General features: G+C 28.2%; 17 protein-coding genes. All 17 read right to left on the bottom strand.

The annotated features are described in order from the left end of the window. Nucleotides 1-2: 2 nt before the first annotated feature. The 17 genes from EXC36_RS00170 to EXC36_RS00090 all read right to left on the bottom strand — a co-directional run bounded on the left by EXC36_RS00170 (nucleotide 3) and on the right by EXC36_RS00090 (nucleotide 20,452). Nucleotides 3-809, bottom strand: a complete 807-nt coding sequence (locus tag EXC36_RS00170) for an alpha/beta fold hydrolase (protein WP_129689956.1) — start codon at nucleotides 807-809, stop codon at nucleotides 3-5. Next, a complete protein-coding gene (gene serS / locus EXC36_RS00165; protein ID WP_010924838.1) occupies nucleotides 809-2,074 on the bottom strand; it encodes a serine--tRNA ligase in 1,266 nt (421 codons plus the stop codon). Before serS ends, EXC36_RS00170 begins: the two co-directional genes overlap by 1 nt. A gap of 25 nt (nucleotides 2,075-2,099) precedes the next feature. Then, nucleotides 2,100-2,909 carry an alpha/beta fold hydrolase gene (locus tag EXC36_RS00160; RefSeq protein ID WP_041363882.1) on the bottom strand — a complete coding sequence of 270 codons (810 nt, stop codon included), beginning with the start codon at nucleotides 2,907-2,909 and terminating at the stop codon, nucleotides 2,100-2,102. After that, on the bottom strand, nucleotides 2,890-3,891 hold the full coding sequence (locus EXC36_RS00155; protein ID WP_041363879.1) for a lipoate--protein ligase: 1,002 nt from the start codon (nucleotides 3,889-3,891) through the stop codon (nucleotides 2,890-2,892). The genes EXC36_RS00160 and EXC36_RS00155 overlap by 20 nt, the downstream gene beginning before the upstream one ends. A gap of 1 nt (nucleotide 3,892) precedes the next feature. After that, nucleotides 3,893-4,216: a hypothetical protein gene (locus EXC36_RS00150; protein WP_010924835.1), complete on the bottom strand. Its 324-nt coding sequence runs from the start codon at nucleotides 4,214-4,216 to the stop codon at nucleotides 3,893-3,895. Between the two features lie 304 nt (nucleotides 4,217-4,520). Next, the gene (locus EXC36_RS00145) at nucleotides 4,521-5,009 is read right to left on the bottom strand and encodes a hypothetical protein (protein ID WP_010924834.1); all 489 of its coding nucleotides are present in this window, start codon (nucleotides 5,007-5,009) and stop codon (nucleotides 4,521-4,523) included. A 43-nt stretch (nucleotides 5,010-5,052) separates the two neighbouring features. Continuing rightward, nucleotides 5,053-5,238 carry a hypothetical protein gene (locus tag EXC36_RS00140; protein WP_010924833.1) on the bottom strand — a complete coding sequence of 62 codons (186 nt, stop codon included), beginning with the start codon at nucleotides 5,236-5,238 and terminating at the stop codon, nucleotides 5,053-5,055. A gap of 4 nt (nucleotides 5,239-5,242) precedes the next feature. After that, nucleotides 5,243-6,226, bottom strand: a complete 984-nt coding sequence (locus EXC36_RS00135; RefSeq protein ID WP_010924832.1) for a carbohydrate ABC transporter permease — start codon at nucleotides 6,224-6,226, stop codon at nucleotides 5,243-5,245. Beyond that, nucleotides 6,186-7,190 (bottom strand): carbohydrate ABC transporter permease, encoded by a 1,005-nt coding sequence (locus tag EXC36_RS00130; RefSeq protein ID WP_041363874.1) that lies wholly within the window; start codon nucleotides 7,188-7,190, stop codon nucleotides 6,186-6,188. The genes EXC36_RS00135 and EXC36_RS00130 overlap by 41 nt, the downstream gene beginning before the upstream one ends. Beyond that, the gene (locus EXC36_RS00125; protein ID WP_129689954.1) at nucleotides 7,190-8,992 is read right to left on the bottom strand and encodes an ABC transporter ATP-binding protein; all 1,803 of its coding nucleotides are present in this window, start codon (nucleotides 8,990-8,992) and stop codon (nucleotides 7,190-7,192) included. Before EXC36_RS00125 ends, EXC36_RS00130 begins: the two co-directional genes overlap by 1 nt. 3 nt (nucleotides 8,993-8,995) lie before the next feature. Continuing rightward, nucleotides 8,996-9,766: a thermonuclease family protein gene (locus EXC36_RS00120; RefSeq protein WP_010924829.1), complete on the bottom strand. Its 771-nt coding sequence runs from the start codon at nucleotides 9,764-9,766 to the stop codon at nucleotides 8,996-8,998. Between the two features lie 2 nt (nucleotides 9,767-9,768). Then, entirely contained in the window at nucleotides 9,769-12,312 is a 2,544-nt protein-coding gene (locus EXC36_RS00115) for a P68 family surface lipoprotein (protein WP_129689952.1), read from the bottom strand. A 134-nt stretch (nucleotides 12,313-12,446) separates the two neighbouring features. Then, nucleotides 12,447-13,817, bottom strand: coding sequence for an FAD-dependent oxidoreductase (locus EXC36_RS00110; protein ID WP_129689950.1), 1,371 nt, complete (start codon nucleotides 13,815-13,817; stop codon nucleotides 12,447-12,449). Nucleotides 13,818-14,135: 318 nt separating this feature from the next. After that, nucleotides 14,136-15,110: a DHH family phosphoesterase gene (locus EXC36_RS00105; RefSeq protein WP_129689948.1), complete on the bottom strand. Its 975-nt coding sequence runs from the start codon at nucleotides 15,108-15,110 to the stop codon at nucleotides 14,136-14,138. Nucleotides 15,111-15,130: 20 nt separating this feature from the next. After that, nucleotides 15,131-16,498: a dihydrolipoyl dehydrogenase gene (locus EXC36_RS00100; protein ID WP_010924825.1), complete on the bottom strand. Its 1,368-nt coding sequence runs from the start codon at nucleotides 16,496-16,498 to the stop codon at nucleotides 15,131-15,133. A 176-nt stretch (nucleotides 16,499-16,674) separates the two neighbouring features. After that, nucleotides 16,675-17,880, bottom strand: a complete 1,206-nt coding sequence (locus EXC36_RS00095) for a hypothetical protein (RefSeq protein WP_129689946.1) — start codon at nucleotides 17,878-17,880, stop codon at nucleotides 16,675-16,677. 271 nt (nucleotides 17,881-18,151) lie between these two features. Further along, nucleotides 18,152-20,452, bottom strand: coding sequence for an MSC_0775 family lipoprotein (locus EXC36_RS00090; protein ID WP_010924823.1), 2,301 nt, complete (start codon nucleotides 20,450-20,452; stop codon nucleotides 18,152-18,154). Nucleotides 20,453-20,485: the final 33 nt, after the last annotated feature.

Here is a 20,485-nt window from a genome sequence, read left to right as displayed (position 1 = left end):
TTTTACCTTTCTAAAAATTTGTAAATTTGATCTCAGTATTCTTTTGGATTTTCAACTTGTGGCATATGTCCAGATTTTGGAATTACCACAATTTTTACAAACTTTTGATTTTCATATGATTTAAGAGATCCTTTAGTTGGAACTAGTCTATCATCTTCACAAACTATAGCTAAAGTAGGCACTTGAATTTTTTCAATTGCTTCTTGCATTTTTATAGCTGATTTATTCATAAGTTCTGGATCAACCATTACCTTCAAGTGAGTTAGTTCTTGAAGGTTGTTAAAATAGTTTAAACAAGCTTGTTCAAATTTTTCTTGTGAGCCAAAAAATGCAATTGGATCATAGTAAAAACTTGCCAAAACATCTCTTGTATCTTCAATGCTTTCTGGCATCATTTTTTTGATGTGTTCAATTGATTCATTAGTTGAGACAATTCCTGGATTAGCTGGGTTTACTAAAATAATTTTTTCAACTTTTTCTTTGTCTAAAAGACTTTGTAAAATTGTTGCAATTCCTCCACCCATACTTCTTCCAAAAAGAATAACTTTGTCAAGTTTTAACTCTTCAATAAATTCTTTGTAAAATTGAGCATATGAGGCCATGTTTAACTCAGAGCTATCTACAAAAGGACTTTTTGCATGTCCTGGAACATTGATTGCAAAAAGGTTGTAGTCCTGAAGATAATCTCTCATTTGAAGATGATCTTCAAAACGTCCAGTAAAGCCATGTAAAAATAAGATGTTTCCTTTAGGGTTAGGCACATAAACTCTTAGTTGTTTACACTGACTTATTTTTGTTTTGTTGTTCATTATTTCCTCGCGATTTGTGAGCTACCAAAATAGGGAACTAATTTTTCTGGAATTTTAATTAGTTCGTTTTTTGAATCATAATTTAATTCAATTAAAGCAGCAAAAACTCTATCAATGGCAAGAGCCGATCCATTGATGGTATGAGCAAAATAAGTTTTATCATTTTGTTTATATCTAATTTTTGCTCTTCTTCCTTGGAAATCACCAAAGTATGAAATAGAAGAGGTTTCTCTAAATCTTTTTTCTGAAGGAAGCCAAAGTTCTAGGTCAATGGTTTTCATTGAACTAAAAGAGGTATCCCCTGAACAAAGAAGCACTTTTTGATAAGGTATTTCTAAAAGCTCTAGAAGATGTGAGGCATCTTCTATTGTTTTTTCAAACTCTTTAATTCCATCTTGTTCATTTGTGATTTTAACAATTTCGACTTTTTTAAATTGATGTGATCTTATTAGTCCTCTATTATCTTTTCCTCCAGAACCAGCTTCTGAACGAAAACATTCAGTAAAAGAGACAAACATTTTTGGTTTGTCTAAATTAATGATTTCATCATTATAGTAATTTGTAACAGGGACCTCTGCTGTTGGAATTAAATACATTCCATTTTCAAGTTTAAAAAGGTCCTCTTCAAATTTAGGAAGCTGTCCTGTACCAAAAAGATTGTGTCCTTTAACAATAAAAGGAGGCAAAATTTCTTTGTAGCCTTTTTGAATGTTTGTATCAAGCATAAAATCCATTAAAGCTCTAGCTAATTTGGCTCCTTGGTTTTTAAAAATAACAAAGCGAGGTCCTGATAATTTAGAAGCTCTTTTAAAATCAACTAAGCCAAATTTTTCAGCTATGTCATAGTGTGAAAAATCATGAACTATAAGTCCATTACCAAGGTTTTCTTTTTTTTCAATGACAATATTTGAATTTTCATCTTCACCAAAAGGAACATCATCAAGAATGATATTAGGTAAATTTGCCAGTAAAAAAAAGACTCTATCATCAATTAATTCTGATTTTTTTTCTTTTTGTTCTTGCTCTTTTTTTATTTTTGAAATTTTAGCTTTAAGCTCGTTTTTTTCTTCATTAGTTTTTAGTTTTATAAAAGACTTAGAAAGCTCATTTATCTTAGCCTTTAATGACTGAGATTTTTGCATAAGCTCTCCACGTTTTTTTCCGATTTTAACAAGTTCATCAAACAAGGAAATATTAGCTTTTTTATTTAGCAAAATATTTCTATAATAATCTGGATTATTTAAAATTTTTTTTAAATCTAGCATGATTTTCCTATTCTTTGTTTCTTGTTTAAAGTTTTAATTTTGTAAGTGTTTTTGAAATTTTGTTAAAAACTTCATTTGGTCTTTCAAAGATGATGGCATGTCCTGTTTTTGGTAAAATCTCATAATCAACTTCATGGATTTTAGCTAACTCTTCAATGTGTTCTTTTAGAATGAATAAATCATCTTCTCCTGAGAGAAATTCAAAATTCCTTTTTGCTCCATTATAAGTTTTTTTGACAAAATCAAAAGCAAAATTCTCCGAAAAAATATCATCAAGGATATTTTTGTATTCTTTTTCTTTTTTATCCTTTTCTAAAAGCATTGCTTTTGCTATGCGAGATATTGATTGAGAATATGTTTTGAAATAGGGATGTCTTTGACTTACAAGAGCCAAAAGCATTTCATTAATGTCATCTAAATTTTGGGGAATAAACCATCTTTTTAATTTATCCATTTCAGGAGAGCTTCAATAAAGATAATTTAAAGGAGCTAATAAAAGCCCGTAATCAACAAGCTCTTTTTCAACCAAACTAAGAGCAATAAGCCCTCCTAAAGAGTGCCCTACTACTAAAGCGGGTTTTAAATTTTTTTGCTTTAAAAACTCAGCTGTAAATTCACACAAAAATTTTAAATCAACCTTTTGTTGTAATGGGCCATCTAAAGTAGTTTCTCCATGAAAAGGAAGATCAATAGAGACAATGTCAAAGTCTCTATTTGGCATATTTACAATTGGGGCAAAAGCTTTATGTGAAGATTTAAAGCCATGAATAAATAGAACAAGTGGTTTTTCATTTTGTTCTAAAAAATATTTGAGATTAAAATTCAAAATTTTCATTTTTATCACCAAACAATAAAGCGATAATTTCTTCTTTTTGAAGTAGTCCAAAATACTCTTCAAAGCTTACTGAATTTAAAAGATCCATAACTGTATTTTTGTCATATTTTTTACCAATTAATTTTTCAGCTATTTCTTCTGTGTTGTTTGAACTTAAAAAGTCTCCTTCAAATTTTAAAGATTCAAAATTTCCATCTTTAATAGAGTATTTAACTGTTAAAATTCCACCATCAAATTTAGCTTGATTTACTACATCAAATTTTGGATTTTTTCCATAAAGTCATTCTTGGCTTTTTCTAAAAGAACTTAGCTCTTTTAACTTAGTTTCATAGCGAGATTGATCAATTTCTCAAAGCTCCGCTCCAAATTCTTCAACAAAAAATTTAATCATCTTTTGAATAAAAACATCTTCTTCAATTTTATTAGGTAAAAGATCATAAATATTTGCAACTCTTTGTTTAATTGATTTAATACCTTTTGATGCAATTTTTAACTTTGAAGGATTAAGTGCACTAGCCATTACACTAAAGTCAGTTTTAAAAAGCAAAGTACCATGATGGATCATTTTATCTTTATAAATATATTGGGCATTTCCAGATACTTTAAAACCATTTACCACAAGGTCATTTCTTCCTTTAAAATCAGCGTTTAATCCTAGTGATTTTAAAAATTGAATAATAGGATTTAAAAAGTTCATGTAGCTATTTTTGTTGTTATGAGTAATAAAAGAAAAGCAGATGTTTCCTAAATCTTGATAGACAGCTCCTCCACCTGAAATTCTTCTAACTATGTCAATGTTTTTTTCTTTAACATAATCTGCATTAACTTCTTCATAGGTGTTTTGATTTCTTCCTAAAATGATTGCATTTTCATGTTGGTAAATATAGACAATTTCATCATCAATGCTAGCATCCTTTAATAAAAGCTCTTCTAAAGGAAGAGTTTTATAAGGATCGTATGTTTTACTTACAAAAATTTTCATATTATTCCTTCCATTTAATGTCTCAATTTGAAACACTTTTTAGATCTTTTTTCAATTTTTCTAAATCTTCTTTGGAAAGTTCTAATTTTTCTAAATCATTTAGTCAAATTTCAAGAAAGTCTCATCTTGTTTGAAAACCATTTCTTGAAAGTCAATATAAAAGTTCTTCCATAAAGACTCCAAAATAATCAAAATTATATTCCAATTTGATAAGTGGTTTTCTAATTTCAAGTTCAATTATACGATTTTCGTATTTTAGAAACTCAAAATCAAAGGCAATACCTAAATCTTTTGCACTAAATTTTATTCTTTTTTCTATTTCCATAAGGTATAAACTCCAATACTAAATTTTTAATTATAAATAAACTATGTGCATTTTGAAAAAATGCATATAACAAAATTCTATTTTTTTTTATAAAAAAAGGCAAATCTTTAGATAAAAACCATTTTTTGTAATGTTTTATGAATAAAAATTTCACTATTTAAGTTTTAAAAATAAAAAGTACCTAATCAATAGGTACTTTTAAAATTAAATATTTTTTCTAATTTGATAAGCTAAATTTTTTAATATGTTTAACTTATTTTTAACTAAGGGAAAAATTAAATATCAAGATTTTTTTAATCTGAATTTAATTTTGATGCTTTATTTGTTCTTGAAAACCAAAAAGTTTTAGTTTTTTAATAATATCTTTTATCTTAAAATAAGATATAAACACTAAGATACTTGGCAAGATAAAAATTGAAAGAATCAAAAGAACTTTAGTTAAACCAACATTATTTGTTACCATTCAATATTTTGTTTTATCTTCTTCTAAAATTAGTTGTGAATCTAAATTAGACAATTTCAGAATCAAACTTATTTTTAGAACTAACATGGTAATTCATAGTATCAATACAACTAATCAAAAAACAGCTACAGTCGCAATAAGGCCAATATTTAAGGGAAAACTTGTAGTTTTTTCAAGATTTGCTCCTATTTCAGTTATTTTTTCAAATTGTCTCAAGCTACTTGAAGTAAGAGTTGTAAAAAGCAATATTTGTGCAATAACAAAAATAATAAGTGAAAAAATACTAATTAAAAATAGTTTCTTATTTTGAGATTCGATTTTTGAAATCATTTGTTGATGTATGATTGCCTCCTAAATTATTTTATTTGTTGTGTTAGTAAATTCTACTATCGGAAAAAGTTACTATTACTCCATAGATTCCAGCTATAAAAAATGCAAGACCAACAACAATAATTGCACTTGATATTCCAATTGCTATTAAGTTTTTTTTAACTCAAGATCAAAATGGAATTAAGTTTTGGAATCATTTTTTTTCTCGTAATATTCTAAGTCACAACATAGCTTTATCCTTTTACCCCTGAACCTTGACGCCCTATTGCCCTCATAATTCTTTTTCTTAATAAAAAGTATATTATAAACATAGGCATAATGGCAATAATTGTTCCTGCCAATTTAACATTGATTAATAAATCAAATGTATCGTCAATTTCTTCTCTTCCGATGTTGAAAAGTCATGTACTTATAACATCTAAGTTTCTTCAAAAGCTCTCAGGATTTGGAACTTTTGCACTGAAAATAAGTGCAGGTCAGACATATGAATTTCATGTTGCAAATCCAGTTAAAATTGAAACTGTTCAAATTGTAGGTTTGACCATTGGAATTGCAACTTTTAAAAAGTATTTTATTTCACTAGCTCCATCAATCATTGCAGCTTCTTTGATTCTATCAGGAATTGAACTAAAGGCAATTCGAAACATAAATCCACTAAATATTGAAGCTACAAAAGGAAGGGTTAGAGAAAGCAAAATAGTTGGATTTCTTCTTCAGTTTAAAATTACAAAAACTTGGTATTGTCCAACAAGAAGAGCAACTTCAGGGAGAATTAAAATAGATAAAAAGATAGCTCAAACTATTTTTTTACCTCTTCATTTATGAAATGAAAAAGCATAGCCAAGTGTCATTGAGAAAAATATCTTAGCAAATATTGAAAAAACAGTAGTTAAAGTTGATAAAAACACAGCTTTAAAATAACCAGCTTGGAAGGCTTTTGAAAAGTTTTCTCACTTTAGATTGTCTAAGAGCAATGAAATAGTTCTTATTTCATTAGTACGCTCAGGAATGTCTGGTTTAAAAGCTATAACTATTAGAAAGTAAAATGGAAAAACAATAATTGTGGCAAAGAAAAGTAAAACTAAAGATTTAATAACAAAGCCAATAATCATCTTTAAAGCAGATTCATTTTCAACTGGCTTTAATAGTTTTTCTCTTCTAAAGTTTTTAACTTTATTACTTAAAAACTGTTGAATTTTTAACTTTGTTGTAAACACGGTGCTCACCTCACTTTCCAAATGCTTTGATTAGTAAAGCAAGTCCTTGTTTCATGACTACTGAAAGGGCAATTCCTAGTCCAAAAAGTGAAAGTGAAGCAGCTCCTGCTTGTCCAAATCTTCCTGCTTTAACAGCATCAAAGATATAGATCATAATAGTTGTTCCTTGGTATCTAATGGCATCATCTGTTCTATTTTGAAATAGCCCTAGTGGAAAGACTTTTATTCCATTAATAATTCCAACAGTTATTAAAAAATTAGAAGTTCTACTAATTGAAGGAAGAGTAATTCTAAAAAATTGTTTTCATTTACTTGCTCCATCAACTGCAGCTACTTTGTATAAAGTAGGATCAACTCCAAGCATAGCAACTGTCAAGATCAAGATATTAAAAGCAAGTCCACTTCAAACTCTGTGGATGATAATAACGGCTATTGCATTATAATTTCCTACTTCAATATTGTCAAGTCATTGAATTTGTGATCCAAGTATTTTATTAACAATTCCACCATTAGAATAGAATAGATAGAAAAATGCTATGGAAATAGCAATTGAGTTAGTTACATAAGGAAGGAAAAAGACAGTTTGTCAAAATCCTCTAGCTCATTTTCGATAAACATGCACAATAGCACTTGAAATAATTAAAGCAATTACAAATGTTATAGGAAGAGTAATTACTGATGAGAGCATCGAGTTTCTTACTCCTAGTAAAAAAACAGGATCACTTCAAACATTTTCAAATGCTCTAAAGTTAAAGGAATCACTATTTTGAATTCTTATATCTACAGGCGAGGTAAAAGCAAATTTTAAAGCTATAAAAAAAGGTATAACTGTAAAAAGAATTAATAAAGTTAAAGAAGGCAAGAGTGCCAAAAAAGGCTTGTAAAAAGGTGTTCTTCTTTGAAGAAAAGCTAATTCATTTTTTTTAGTTTTAGTTTTTAAATTTGTAAAATATTTAAAAAACATTAGTTTAATCTTTCCTTGGTTAGAACATCAAAAAGATGAGCTTTGTTTTTGTTGAATCAAAGTCTTATCTCTTCACCAATTTCATATTTAAGTTTTTTTCTTAAAATTACATTTAGACTTCCTAAATTAGCGACATCAACTACAGCTTGAATTTCCTTACCTAAATATTCAACTGAAAGAATTTTTCCAATAATGTGTGAACCTTCAGCTTCAACAAAATCTTCAGCTCTTATTCCAAAATCAACTTTGTTGCTAGCAATTTTGACAGGACTTTCAAATAATTTAATATTGTGTAAATATAAAACATTCTCTTTTACATCAACTTCAAAAATGTTCATTTCAGGAACACCTAAAAACTTAGCTACAAACTCATTTTTTGGTTTGTTGTAAAGATCTATAGGTGAGCCTATTTGTTGAATTTTTCCTGTTGACATACAAACAATGGTATCTGAAATAGACATAGCCTCTTCTTGGTCATGGGTAACAAAAATTGTGGTAATTCCAAGTTCTTTTTGAATTTTTCTAATCCACTGTCGAGTTTGGTTTCTTAACTTAGCATCTAAGTTAGAAAGAGGCTCATCCATTAAAAGAATCTTAGGTTTTTTAACAATACCTCTAGCAATGGCCACTCTTTGTTGTTGTCCTCCTGAGAGCTTAGTTGGTTTTTTTTGTAAGTTTTTAATAATGTCAACTCTTTCAGAGACATTCATAACTTCATTGTGAATTGCTTTTCTTATGGAAATAACATGAGTTTTTAACTCTTCAATTTTGCTAATTTCTTGTTGAGAAAGCTTAGATCTTTCAAGGCTATATTTTTTAATTAATTCTTTAGACATTAAAGAATATTTTTTAGTTACTTCTTTAGGAATAGTTTTTAAATCAATTGTAATTTCCTTCATTTGAATGTTTAGAGGAGATTGTTTTTTTTCTAAAATTTTTTGATTTAAAAATTCTTTTTTCTCTAAATGAACTTTTTTATAGTGCTCTTTTATTGATAATAAATTAGCTTTATATTCAGCTTTTAGTTTGTTTTTTTGTTCTTTAGCCTCATTTTTTAAATGAGTAATTTTTTCTTTTTCTTTTTCATCTTTGATTTGTTCAATAAGCTCATCATCAATTTTTTTAACATCTTCAAGAACTTTTTTACTTAACTGAGAAATTTCAGCTACTCTATGCAATTTTACAAGTGCAAATTGAGATCTTGCTTCATCATCTATTAAGTTTATTTGTGACTTTACATTGTTATAGCGATGTTCAAGTTCTTTTTTGATATCCAAAACTTTGTGAAGTTGATGAGTGTATTGTTCAAGTTCTTTTTCACTAGCTCCATTGGTTTTTAAAATAATTGTATTAATTTTGTGTTGAGAATTAAGAGATTTTTCTTTAATTTTAATTTTTCAATCTATGTCGTTTTGCAAAGGAAAAGCTATATTTGCATAAACTGACATATGTGGATAAAGGGCATAGTTTTGAAAAACTAAGCCCAATTTTCTTTTTTGTGGATTAACTTTTGTAACATCATTTCCAGAAAAAATGATTTGTCCACTAGTTGGAGCTAAAAGTCCAGCAATGGCATTTAAAGTTGTGGTTTTACCACATCCTGAAGGACCTAGCAGAGTTACTAAATCACCTTTTTTTAGTTTAAATGAAATATTATCAACTGCTAAAGTCTCTCCAAAGTCAATTACTAGATTTTTAATTTCAAGAGCATGGAGATCATCTTTTTCTTCAAATCTTTTATCTGAGGCTTCTTTAAGTTGATCAATAATTTGGGTGTAGCCTGACATTTTTTCTTCCTTCATTTATTATTTTTCCTTATTTTTATTTTCATATTTGAAAATACTATTGGCTTTTCCTACAAAAAGATTATCATAGACTGCTGTACCAGTTCCTCTTTCTACAAAAACCTTTTTCATAGTTTCTTGCCATGTTGGATAGTCAGAAAACATACCCCTTTTATTATTGATAGCTGAGTTAAAAGCATAAGCTAGCTCGATTGCTAAAAAATTTGCCATATGTTTTGGATTTTCATATTGAGTTTTTAAAAAATCTATACCATTTGGTCGAGCCAAGCCCGCGTTTATCATTTCAACTGAAAAATTTCTTGAAAAGTTTTCACCAAAAAATACAGTTCCTACTTCTCTATCATAAGTTTTAGCCCCTGAAAGAAAAACTCTAACTTTTGAATTTAATGGAATAAGTTCTTTAACTTTGTCAGAGGCTTTTTTTCCTCATTTTTTTTCAGCTTCTGAATATTTACCATCTTTATTTATATCACTTGATTCAGGAGTGTCTATTAGTTGTATTCTAATTTTTGTTGCAAAAGCTCTTGTTGGATTTTTAGGATTTCTATAAAGATTAACAACAAAGGTATCTCCATCTCCATAACTAGCCATTTCTCCATCATAGACTTCAAAACCAGGATGGTTATTCTTAAATTCTTCAACATCAACGTTGAAGTTTAATTTAGGCTCTCTTAATTTAGCCTCTGTTGAATGGCTACAAGAAATAAAGACACTAGGTAAAAGTGCAATTGAAGTCAAAGATAAAATTAAAAATAATGTTCTTTTTTTCATAATTATGCTTGTGTAGTAGATTTAGCTTTTTGTTTAACATTTTCTACAAAAGCTTCAAAATCTTGATTTGCAACATTAGGATTTTGTCTAATTGCTTTTGCTTGAGTTAAGAAAATATTATTTATTGAATCTCTGTATTTTGGTGAAAATAAATCAATTGGATCTTGGTATATAACGTTTTGTTCAGGCTCGTCATTAGTTTTTCTAAAAGCATTTGCTAAAACTTGCACTGCTGCATTTAATCTTGTTTTTCCCATTCCTAAAAGATAGAATTCTTCTTTTTGACCTTCTTTAGTTGATGTTACACTTAGACTTATGTAAATTTTTCCTTCAGCATCGCTATTTAGATGAGCTTTTGATTTATCTAAAGTAAATTTAGCACTATAACCTTCAGAAAGAGGAAGGCTTGAGATTAATTTTTGTAAATCTTCATCTGTTTTAACTTGAGAAGGCAAGGTTGTTGAAAAGGCCTCTGATCTTTGAATTGTATCTACTGCACTTACTTTATTGTTGTTTCTATTTGAAGCTAGTCTAAATATTCTTTCAAGTTCGCTTTTAGAAGTTCTTTTAGCCTCATCTAGAGCTTGTGGAAGTTCTTTTTTGTTTTCTGGAGTTTTACCTTTGTCAACACTTACAGGATTTTTAAAGAATTCTTTTGTAGGAATTAAATATGATGAGTGAGTTCCAAAAATTGAAATTGGACTTTGATTTGTATATTTAATTTCTTCACCTTGTTTTCCAATAGAAATTTCATCAATTGTTCCTGTTAATAGTCATTTAACAAAAGCTTTAGTTCCTTTATCTTCTTTTTCATTGGCATGAATTCCAATTAAAGAAGGACCTTGAGCAAGAATTACATTCTTTTGCCTTGAGCTATCTGCTTTATAAGGAGCAATTCTTGTAACAAGTTCATTTTCTTGCATAGTTGCACTATCTGAACCTGTAGCAAATTTTGACTTTTCTGCATCTATGTAGTAGAAGGTTATGTTTCTATAGTCTTTACCAAGTATAGTTATTTGACCACCATTAGAAGCTAGTAATGACTTATCTTTGTCAATTAAGTCTTTTATTGAAGATTCAGAAGATATAAATCCATAAAAATCAGGATTTGTTTTAGGAGAACCATTAAGTTTTGCTTCAAGAAAGGCATCAACTTCAGGGCTAGAAAGTTGAATATCAAAATTTTTAACATCCTCTTTAGCTGCTGTTGATTTAAATATTGTGTTAGTGTGTCTTCCATTTTGAATATAACTTAAAAATCCTGCTTTTTGATCTTTGCCATCAGGTTTTTTTGGTTTTAGACCTTTAATTAAGCTAAGGAAATTTCCATTAATTACACTTTTGTTTTCTAATGTTAGAGATTTATTAGCTCCTGCTTTTGCATAGTTAAATGAATAACCAGATGTAGAACCTAAACCAAAAAGCATTTTGTGGAATTTTTGATAATTAGATGCATAGTCTCCATCATCTAAGATTTTTACAGCTTTTGTAGGCAATCCTGATCTAAGAATTTCATAAGATTTTTTTAAATTTTCATATTCTGGACTACCTTGTTGAAAAGCACTGTCAAAGTCAATTACACTCTTAGTTTTAGTATTGTTAAAGATAAATTTACTATCATCTCCTTCAACTAAACTATAGGCAATTGAGTAAATAACATTAGCTACAGTGTCAACTCCTAAAACACCTTCAGCTGTATAAATTTTTCCATCTATTTCTTTAGTTGAAGTAGATTCAGGAAATGTCAGAGCAACTTTATTTGAAAAATCAATTAGATCTTGATAACTTTCAAATAATGATTTTTTAAAGACATAATCTTTAAAAGATCCACTATCTACAGGCTTTCCTCAAATTTTTTCAATTTCTGAGCCTTCTCATGTTTTGTCGTTATTAGCGTTAACTTTGTCACTTTGTCCTCTTTTAACAAAATTTTCAAAGTATTCTTTGTCTTGAGGATCAACTTTTGCTCCTTGAGCCATAGCGCTTTCATAAACATAAGCAAAAACTGGAGAGTTTACAGATAAAACAAATCCTGATTTATTAGCAGGAATTGCCCAAATTCCTTTACCGATTAAGTGCTCACTTCCTGTGTTTATTTTGTTAAATTGATCAGCAAAAACTACAACATCAACATTTAAATTAGGATCCTCATCGGCAAAATTTAAATTCATATCATAGTTTTTTAATGTAGCAACTAAGTCCGGGTAATTAATAACTAAATTATAAAATCCAGTGCTATCTCCTGAGATTAATTTAGTTTCAACTTCTTGTCTAGATTTTGCATATCCTCCATCTAGTTGAGAAGCTTGTACAGGGATAAAGTTAGGGTCATTTGCCATAACTTGATTATATTTTTCAATTAAAGCATTAAGAGCTTCAGTGTGTTTTCCTGTTGCAGAAAAAGTGTGTAAAACTTGAATTTTGTTATCAAATTGTTGATCAAAACCTTTCTTTTTTGAACAAGAAATGACTGCTGTGGATAAAATTGCAACTGAGGCCAATCCAACAACACTTTTGTAAAACATTTTTTTAAATTTTTTTTGCATTTTATCCTTTTTTTATATATTTTAATCTTTTAAGTTATTTATTTTAAATGATCAAAAAGCTCTATGGCTTTAAAACTTGAATTAATTTTATCATTTTTGACTAACGAAATAGAAAAAACTACTTTAGAAGTAGTTTATTCGTAATTGATACCAAGGGCTTTTAAAATTGGCGTTAACATAAAGTTAAATGGCTTATTGAAGTGCGGCAAGAAATATACATCCATTAATGCCAATTGAGGAAGCGTTAGCCCTTGTTGAATTGCCAGTGAAAAGGCATAGATAACTTCGGTGTGGATATGATCACTTCAAGAACCAACTTGAGCACCTAGAAGTCTTAGTGTTCCTTTTTCATAAGTTACTTTAAATCCAACTTTTGATTTATCGTTCATAAATTCAGGTCTGTCAAAGTCTTCAAAGTATTCTGTTGAAACTGCATTAATACCAAAGTTTTTAGCACTTTTTTCAGTCATACCAGTTGATGAATAATGGCAGCCAAAAACTGAAATGGCATTTGTTCCAGTTACACCAGGAAAATCAATGCCTTGTCCTACCATATCAAGAGCTGCTATAACACCAGTTTTAACAGCATTTGTAGCAAGAGCTACATGTTGGTGTTGGTTAGTTACGTTATGAATCATAGCAGCTGAATCACCAATTGCATAGATTTCTTTAACTTCTTGACCATCTAATAGAACATTTTGTCTAGGTGAAACTTTTAAAGCTCCGTTTACTGTTTTATCAAAATTTAAAAACTGAGCATTTGGTCTAAATCCAATAGCTAAAATTACAAGGTCAGCTTCATATGTTCCTTTGTCAGTAACAACTGCACTAACATTTGTTCCGTCTTTACTTTGGAATTCTTGAACTTTTTCTCCAAGTTGAACTTTAAGTCCGTGTTTTCTCATAGAATCTTCCATTTTTGAGGTAAATTCTTCATCAAAGTAATTTGGAATAACTCTTTCTTGCAGATCAACTAATGTAGTGTTTTTACCATGTTTGATAAAAGCTTCAGCTAATTCAACTCCAATGTAACCAGCTCCAATAACTACTACATTTTTAACTTCTTTTGATTCAGCTTTTTTGAAGATTTCTTCAGCGTGTTGAAATAGTTTTGAAACAATGATGTTTTTGTAATCGATACCTTTAAATGGAGGAACAATTGGAGAAGTTCCAAGTGAAAATACTAACTTATCATATGTATCTGTAAATTCTTTGTTTGTTTGTAAATCTTTAAATGTTAAAGTTTTTGTTTTGTAATCAACATTTATTAATTCTTTTTCAAGGTGAACTTTAGCACCTAATTTAGCTAATTTTTCTGGTGATGAATAAAATAGTCCTTCAGGAGATTTAAATTCTCCTCCTACCCATAGAGCAATACCACAACCTAAAAATGATGTGTTAGTATTTCTATCATAAACAACTAGTTCATCAGTTTTGTTTAATTGCTTAAAGGTTCTAATAAAGCTTGTTCCAGCATGATTAGCGCCTACAACCACAACTTTCATTTTTTTCCTTTCTTGAAATAAATTTTCATTTATTTTTTTAGATAATAAAAATGCATTGATTTGCATCTTATTTTATTTTAACAAAAAAGAAAAAATAGCATAAGAAAATACGAAAAAATGTGGCAAAAATATGAAAAAAAGCCTCAAAATTATTTTGATAATTTTAAGTTATTTAATAAATTTAAATTAATAATTAGATAAAACTTATCCAAATTTAGCTTGTTTTATTTTTATAAAAATTTGAGCTATATAAATAAAGAAATTGACAAAAATTTATACAAGTCAATTTCTTTTTTTAAAAAACTAAAGCTTTTTATTTTATTTATTTGCTTGAGTTTTTAAATACTCTTCAATGGCCTGGTTTAATTCACTAATCAAGTTTTGTTTTTGTTCTTGAGTGCATATTGAAGCTCCAGCTGCAAATTTATGTCCTCCACCTGTGTATTTTGAAGCAATTAAATTCACTGCTGGGCCATTTGATCTAATTCTTGCTCTTATTTGATTTTCTTCTTCAATGAAAAAAACTCAAACTAAGTTTTCATCAATATTTGCTAGTGAGTTAACAAAATTGGCAGCTTGTGATCTTGAAAGATTAAATTTTTCTCAAATATTGTTATATAGATCCAAATATAAAACTTTACCTTCTTTTTTAAAGTTGGTTAAAACATATCCTTGAAATTTAAGATCATCCATAGTTTTTTTATAAAGATTAAAATAAAGAACACTTGGATCAAAGCCTAAATCCATTAATTTAGCCCCTAGCCTAAGAGGATTTGACCTTTCTGGAGAGTGTAAAAAGCGAGAGCTATCAGTTGTTATTCCTAGATAAATATATTGAGCTGCTTTTAATGAAATTTTCCAGTTTGCATAAAAAGCAAGCTCAGCTACCATTTCAGCTGCTGCTACATATTCTGGAATTACCCATGAATATTCATAAAGAGGATTTTGACCCACTTCATGATGGTCAATTCTAGCTCTAGATTTAAATTTTGATGAGGCAAAAAGCTCTGAATTTTCAATTCTATCAAAAGCACTAACATCAGGGACAAGAGCTAGTGAATTTGTAAAATCAATTTCCTCTTCTTTGTTAAAACTAAAGTCTAAAAATTTGAAGTTATCGTAAGAATTACCAATTTTATAAACTTTTTTATTAGGATAGTTATCCTTAATTAATTCATATAAACCAGCTTGAGATCCAAGACAATCTCCATCTGGTCTAATATGATGAAAAACCACGATGCTATCGTGTTTTTCAATTGCACTTATAATTTCGTCTTTAGAGCCTATTTCCATATATTTCCTTAGTTTGTAATTTATTGAAATGATAAATCTCTGATTGCATAATAAAGAGCCTCAGCTAAAGTAGGGTGAACATGAGGGCTTTTTGCAAGATCATAAATAGTTAAATCATTGTTCATTGCAATAGAAATTTCATTGATTATTAGTGAGCTATTTTCTAAAATAATTGAAGCTCCTAAAACTTGTTTTGTATCTTTGTTAATTATAAGCTTAAAAAATCCATATCCAAGATTACCATCAGCGTGATTTCTTGGAAGTCTTTCTGAAGGAATTTTTATAGCTAGCAGATTTTCTCCATAAGTTTTTTTAGCCTCTTCTTCACTTAGGCCTATAGATGAAATTTCTGGAGATAAATAAATAGTGTGAGGTACTTTTTTATAATCAAGTTTTACTTCTTTATTATTTATAAGATTATTAACTATAACATCACCATGTTTATAGGCAATGGTTGAGAGCATCATTTTTCCAGTAACATCTCCTAGTGCATAAATTCCTTTTATAGAAGTTTCTAATTTATCATCAACTTTTATTGTTTTGTTAGGATTTAATTCAAGATCTAAATCCTCTACAGCCTCTAAATTAGCCTCTCTTCCTACTGAAAGGGCTATTTTTTCAGGGTTAATAACTTTGTTTTTTTCACCAACAGAAAAATGAAGTCCGTCTTGGTCATATTTTAAAACTTTAGTACTTGTAAAATATTTAATGTTTTTTTGCTCTAAGTATTTTAAAACTTCTTCTCTAACATCATGGTCAAAATTAGCTAGAATTTGATCTCTTCCTTCAAGCAAAGTTACATCTGAGCCTAAAGCACTAAGAACATATCCTAGTTCAAGAGATATTGGACCAGCTCCTATAAAAGCAATGCTTTTAGGCACTTCTTGCATATCTAATAAGTAATTTGAATCAACTAAAACTTGTTTTTCAAGGGCTTTGTCTGAGCCATCAAAGCTAATTTTTCTAGCTCTTGAGCCTGTTGCTATTATTATTTTCTCAGCATAAATTTTTGTATTATTAACTTCAATACTTTTGTCTTTTAAAACTTTAGCCTCTGCTTTAAAAATTTTAACATTGTTAAGTTCTAAGTTTTTTTCTATTGAATTATTTAGAGTATCTTTAATTTCATTTTTTCTTTTGATGATTTGCTTTCAATCAAAAGAAAAATCATTTACTTTAATTCCGAATTTAGATGAATTTTTAATTAACTCATAAGTTCTAGCTACTTTAACTAGTCCTTTAGTTGGTACACAACCTTCATTTATACATGATCCACCAAAGTTTTTTCTTTCAGCTATAGCTACTTTTTTACCTAATTTAGAAAGAATAAGAGCTAGTGAATAGCCACCTGGACCTGAGCCGATAATCACAAAATCAAATTTTTCCATTTTTACTCCTTAAAGATTTAATTTTTATTATTTTAAAACAATTATTAAGCTAAAAATTAAAAAATTTGAAAAGTGCTTTTTTTGAATGCTTTTATTAATTTTTTTCCACTTTTTTGAAAAAAATAAAAAAACTAGCCTTAAATTAAACTAGTTTTTTTACAATTTAAATTACTAAATTATTTTTTAGCTCCATAAAGAGTGTTATTTACATTTTCTCATAAATTTCTTAGTCTTGTCATGTCACTTTGAGAAGTATTTGATAAATCAAAAATTTGTTTTATTTTTTCCTCTACTTCTTTGTTGCTTGCAATAACACTTGTATCAATAAATGCTTTTATTACTGAATAAAGAAAGTTATTTTTATTTGTATTTTCATCTAAATTGTTTTGAGCTCCAACTTGCTCTTTAGTTTTATTAGCTAGTTCTTTAAAGTTAGTATTAGGGCTTTTTGATTTAATAATTTGAAATGCCTCTGTTAGAATTTTCTTTAATTCTTCATCACTAAATTTTTCTAAAGTAAAGTGCTTTAATAGCATTCCACGAACTTTAAGTCATTGCTCATCTGTTTTGATTAATGAACTAAGATTTTCAAAATCTGTTACTAGTTGTTGCTTATCTTGAACTTTAGATAATTCCTTAATTAAAATATCTCTATTTCAACTAAAAAATGATGAATGTTTGTCTGCTGATTTAAGGAAATTTGAAATATTTCCACCTGTAAGATTTATACCTTTAAAAACTTGGCCAAATAAGTTAATAACTTCTTCATTAGTATATAAGTCTTCATATGAATACTTAAGTTCAAAAGTTAAATTAGAAGGAGAAATTGCTTCATAGTCTTTGATTTCAACTTTTTCAAGTTTGTAATTTCCTTCATCAAGCTCTGATCTATTGAAATTAAAATTTTGAGTTTTTGACTTTGCTGATTGAATAACTTTTGTTAAAGTTTTATCATCTTTTTTAAGAGTTAATGTAATTTCTTTACTTGCTTCTATTTCACTTTGAAATTCAAGAGCTAAATTAATAGATTTAGTAGATTTATCAAATGATAAAGCAACTTCATTTTTAGCTAAGCTTGTTTTTTTAGCAATAGGTTTTGGAGTTTCTGGATTTGCAGCAGGAGGTGGAGGAGTTTGTTTTGAACCGCTTCCACTTGTACTTCCGCTTGCATTTCCACTTGTACTTCCGCTTGTGCTTCCATTTGCACTTGCATTAGTATTAGTTTCTGGTTTAGAAGGACTTGGATAAGCTTGTTGGCCATTAGCGCTTTGTCCATTTTGACTTTTTTTAGAACTTATACTTGCGTCTAAATTACATGATATAGCAGCTATAGGAACTATAGCCAATGTAGTCGATAATGCTATTATTAATTTTTTTCTCATAGGGGTATATTATACAAATTTTATTGGCTTTTTTTCATTTTTGGACTACTTTTGCCCTATAAAAGCTAATATAAAAGACATAAATTCAAAAATTTTTTCCATATAAAATAATTAATTTAAAGTCTTTTTGTTGAGGTAAAAACTCAATTTATAAGCTTTGTTTGAGCTTAATTTTTATTATTTTTTTTGTAAAATTTACATCTTTTTTCTAAGCTTTTTTTAGGATAAACATTTGTAATGTATAAGAATTTTTAGATTAAAAAGCTTTGTTTTATTCTTGTTCTTCTTCTAAGTTAGGAAAAATATCAAAAATATTGAATTTTAAAGATGAACTTCCGTTAAATCTAAAAAATAAATTAGGATTTAAAACTCCATATTGTCTATAAGCTATGTAGTCATTATAGAAAATTCTTCTATCATATTTTTCATCAATTATCTCACCTGGAGCTAGAGTACTAGGATCATCTATTTTGTGATAAAGTTTACTTCTAGCATAAGTTACAGCTTGAGGTTTTAATGCCAAAGGATTAAATTCAGGCTTGCTTGAATCATAAGAATTGTATAAAGGAGTATTGCTATGAATTCCTCGTTGTCATAGTCCTTGTTTTATTCCTTCTTTAGTGTATCAGTTAGAACTACCATAATAAACTTCAACATGGACATGTGGAACTCATCCACCATTATTTTGAATAGTTCCTACAATGCCAATGACATCACCTTTTTTAACTTTTTTAGGACTTTTGGCACTTATTTCTTCAACAGCAGCAGTTATTCTTTCTTGCTTTCTTCCAACTATATTACTTTTGTATTCTTTAACAGTGCCTAGCTCTTTTAGATATGAATCATCTAAGTGGATAAAACTTATGAAAATGCTATCTGTTTCAGCTAATTCATTATCAATTACACTTTGATCTACATGTCCTATTAAATCTTTTTTCTTAACTTTAAGAATTGTAACTGTTCCAATACCATAACCAATGCGTTCTGATTTTAAATAATAAGCTGCAACAATTTCACCATCAAAAGGAGCTAAAATTTTAGTTCCTTTTTCAACTAGAACATCTTCTGCTAAATGAAGTTGTTTTGTAACTTCTAAAACTTTTCTAGCATGATAAATGCTTCTAATATCAAGTCAACCTCCAGAGACAATTGGGCTTTGAAGTCTTTGTCTTAGAGAATCAGTTACTTCAGTTAATTGGTTAGCTTGAAACTCTCCTAGATCCATTGAATAGTTTTTATTTACATCTTGAAGTTCTTGATTAAAAATGTAAGCTCTTTCAGGAACTTCAAAGTTTTTTACAAATTCAATTTTGTCTAAGTTTGGATCTTCACTTATGCTAGTAATTTTTACTTTTCATGATCTTGTATATTGATCATTTTTAGTAACATCTAAAACTTTGTATTTAAGTTTTTTATGAGTTGAATCAACAATAACTTTTGAAAGAGAATCTTCCATATTTTCAAAATCAAAGTTGTAAGCAGAGCTATAGTCAAAAGCTCTTAATTTAGCATTTGCTTTTATAAATTCTAAATCATCTTTTTTAACTCTCATAGCACCAGTGTCTTTAGAAACTTTAAAAATCATTTCTTTTGAAGTAAAGACTGTTACTTTTCTTTTAGCTAAACTTTGATCTTGTTGTCGAATTAAAACTTCTTTTAGCTTAGCTCTTATTATTCTAAGATTAATAGCTAATGTATTTTCTTTGTTATTATCTATATAAACTTTATTTACTTTAAAGTTAATAGCTTCATTTTTATTTTCTAAATTTTGTAAATCGAAATATTTTTTAAGTAGATCTTTTCTTTTAACCAATAGCTTTTCAAAATCATCATCTTCAAGTTTTCTAAACTCTTCTTGGATGTCAAAAAATGAAATGTCATTTTGATTTTTATCACTTTTTAATGAAATTTTTTGTGGGTTGTCTTCAATGAATTTTTCTAGTGCACTCATATTTCTTAATTCACTTGGATTTTTCTTAAATCCTGAATAAGTTGATTCAATTATATGAGATGAAAAAAGTTTAAAATTTTCCTTTGTTTCAACTGCATTAATGTGAATGTTAAAATTGATTTTTCTAGAGTCTTGTTCATCAACTAAAATTGAATTTTCATTTATGTAAAATTTAAATTTAGTTAGATCTATTTTATTTGCTTTTAGTATATTTTTAACTTCATCACTCTCTAGTGCACTTGTATTAAGTTTTAATTTTTTTCATTGACCATTTGAATTAAAATGCTCAGCCAAAACATTAGAAACATCTAGATTATTTTCAATTTCAACTTTTATATGTTTGTCAAGTTTTAACTCTAAAAATTTATTTAATTGATAAGCTGATTTATTGTGATCAATTGCTAGTTCTTTATGAGTTTTTATTAAAGAAGTTGAACTATCATTTTTATCTGGTTGATTTGTACTTTGGCTTGTATCAGAATTTGTTTGATTTTCTTTTTGTGTTGGTGTTGAACAAGCAACAACACCAAAAGAAGCTACCAATGGCAATGCTATGCCTAGTGATAATAATTTAATTAACTTTTTAAATTTATTTTTTTGCTTTTTTTCTTTTTGAGTCATAAAGGTTATCTTATTCAAAAAAAAAAAAAAAAA

The organism is Mycoplasmopsis pulmonis, assembly GCF_900660575.1.
In the GTDB taxonomy this organism is placed as follows: domain Bacteria; phylum Bacillota_I; class Bacilli_A; order Mycoplasmatales; family Metamycoplasmataceae; genus Mycoplasmopsis_B; species Mycoplasmopsis_B pulmonis.
The sequence above is the reverse complement of the archived record's forward strand: the minus strand, read 5'-3'. Positions and strand labels throughout refer to the sequence as shown.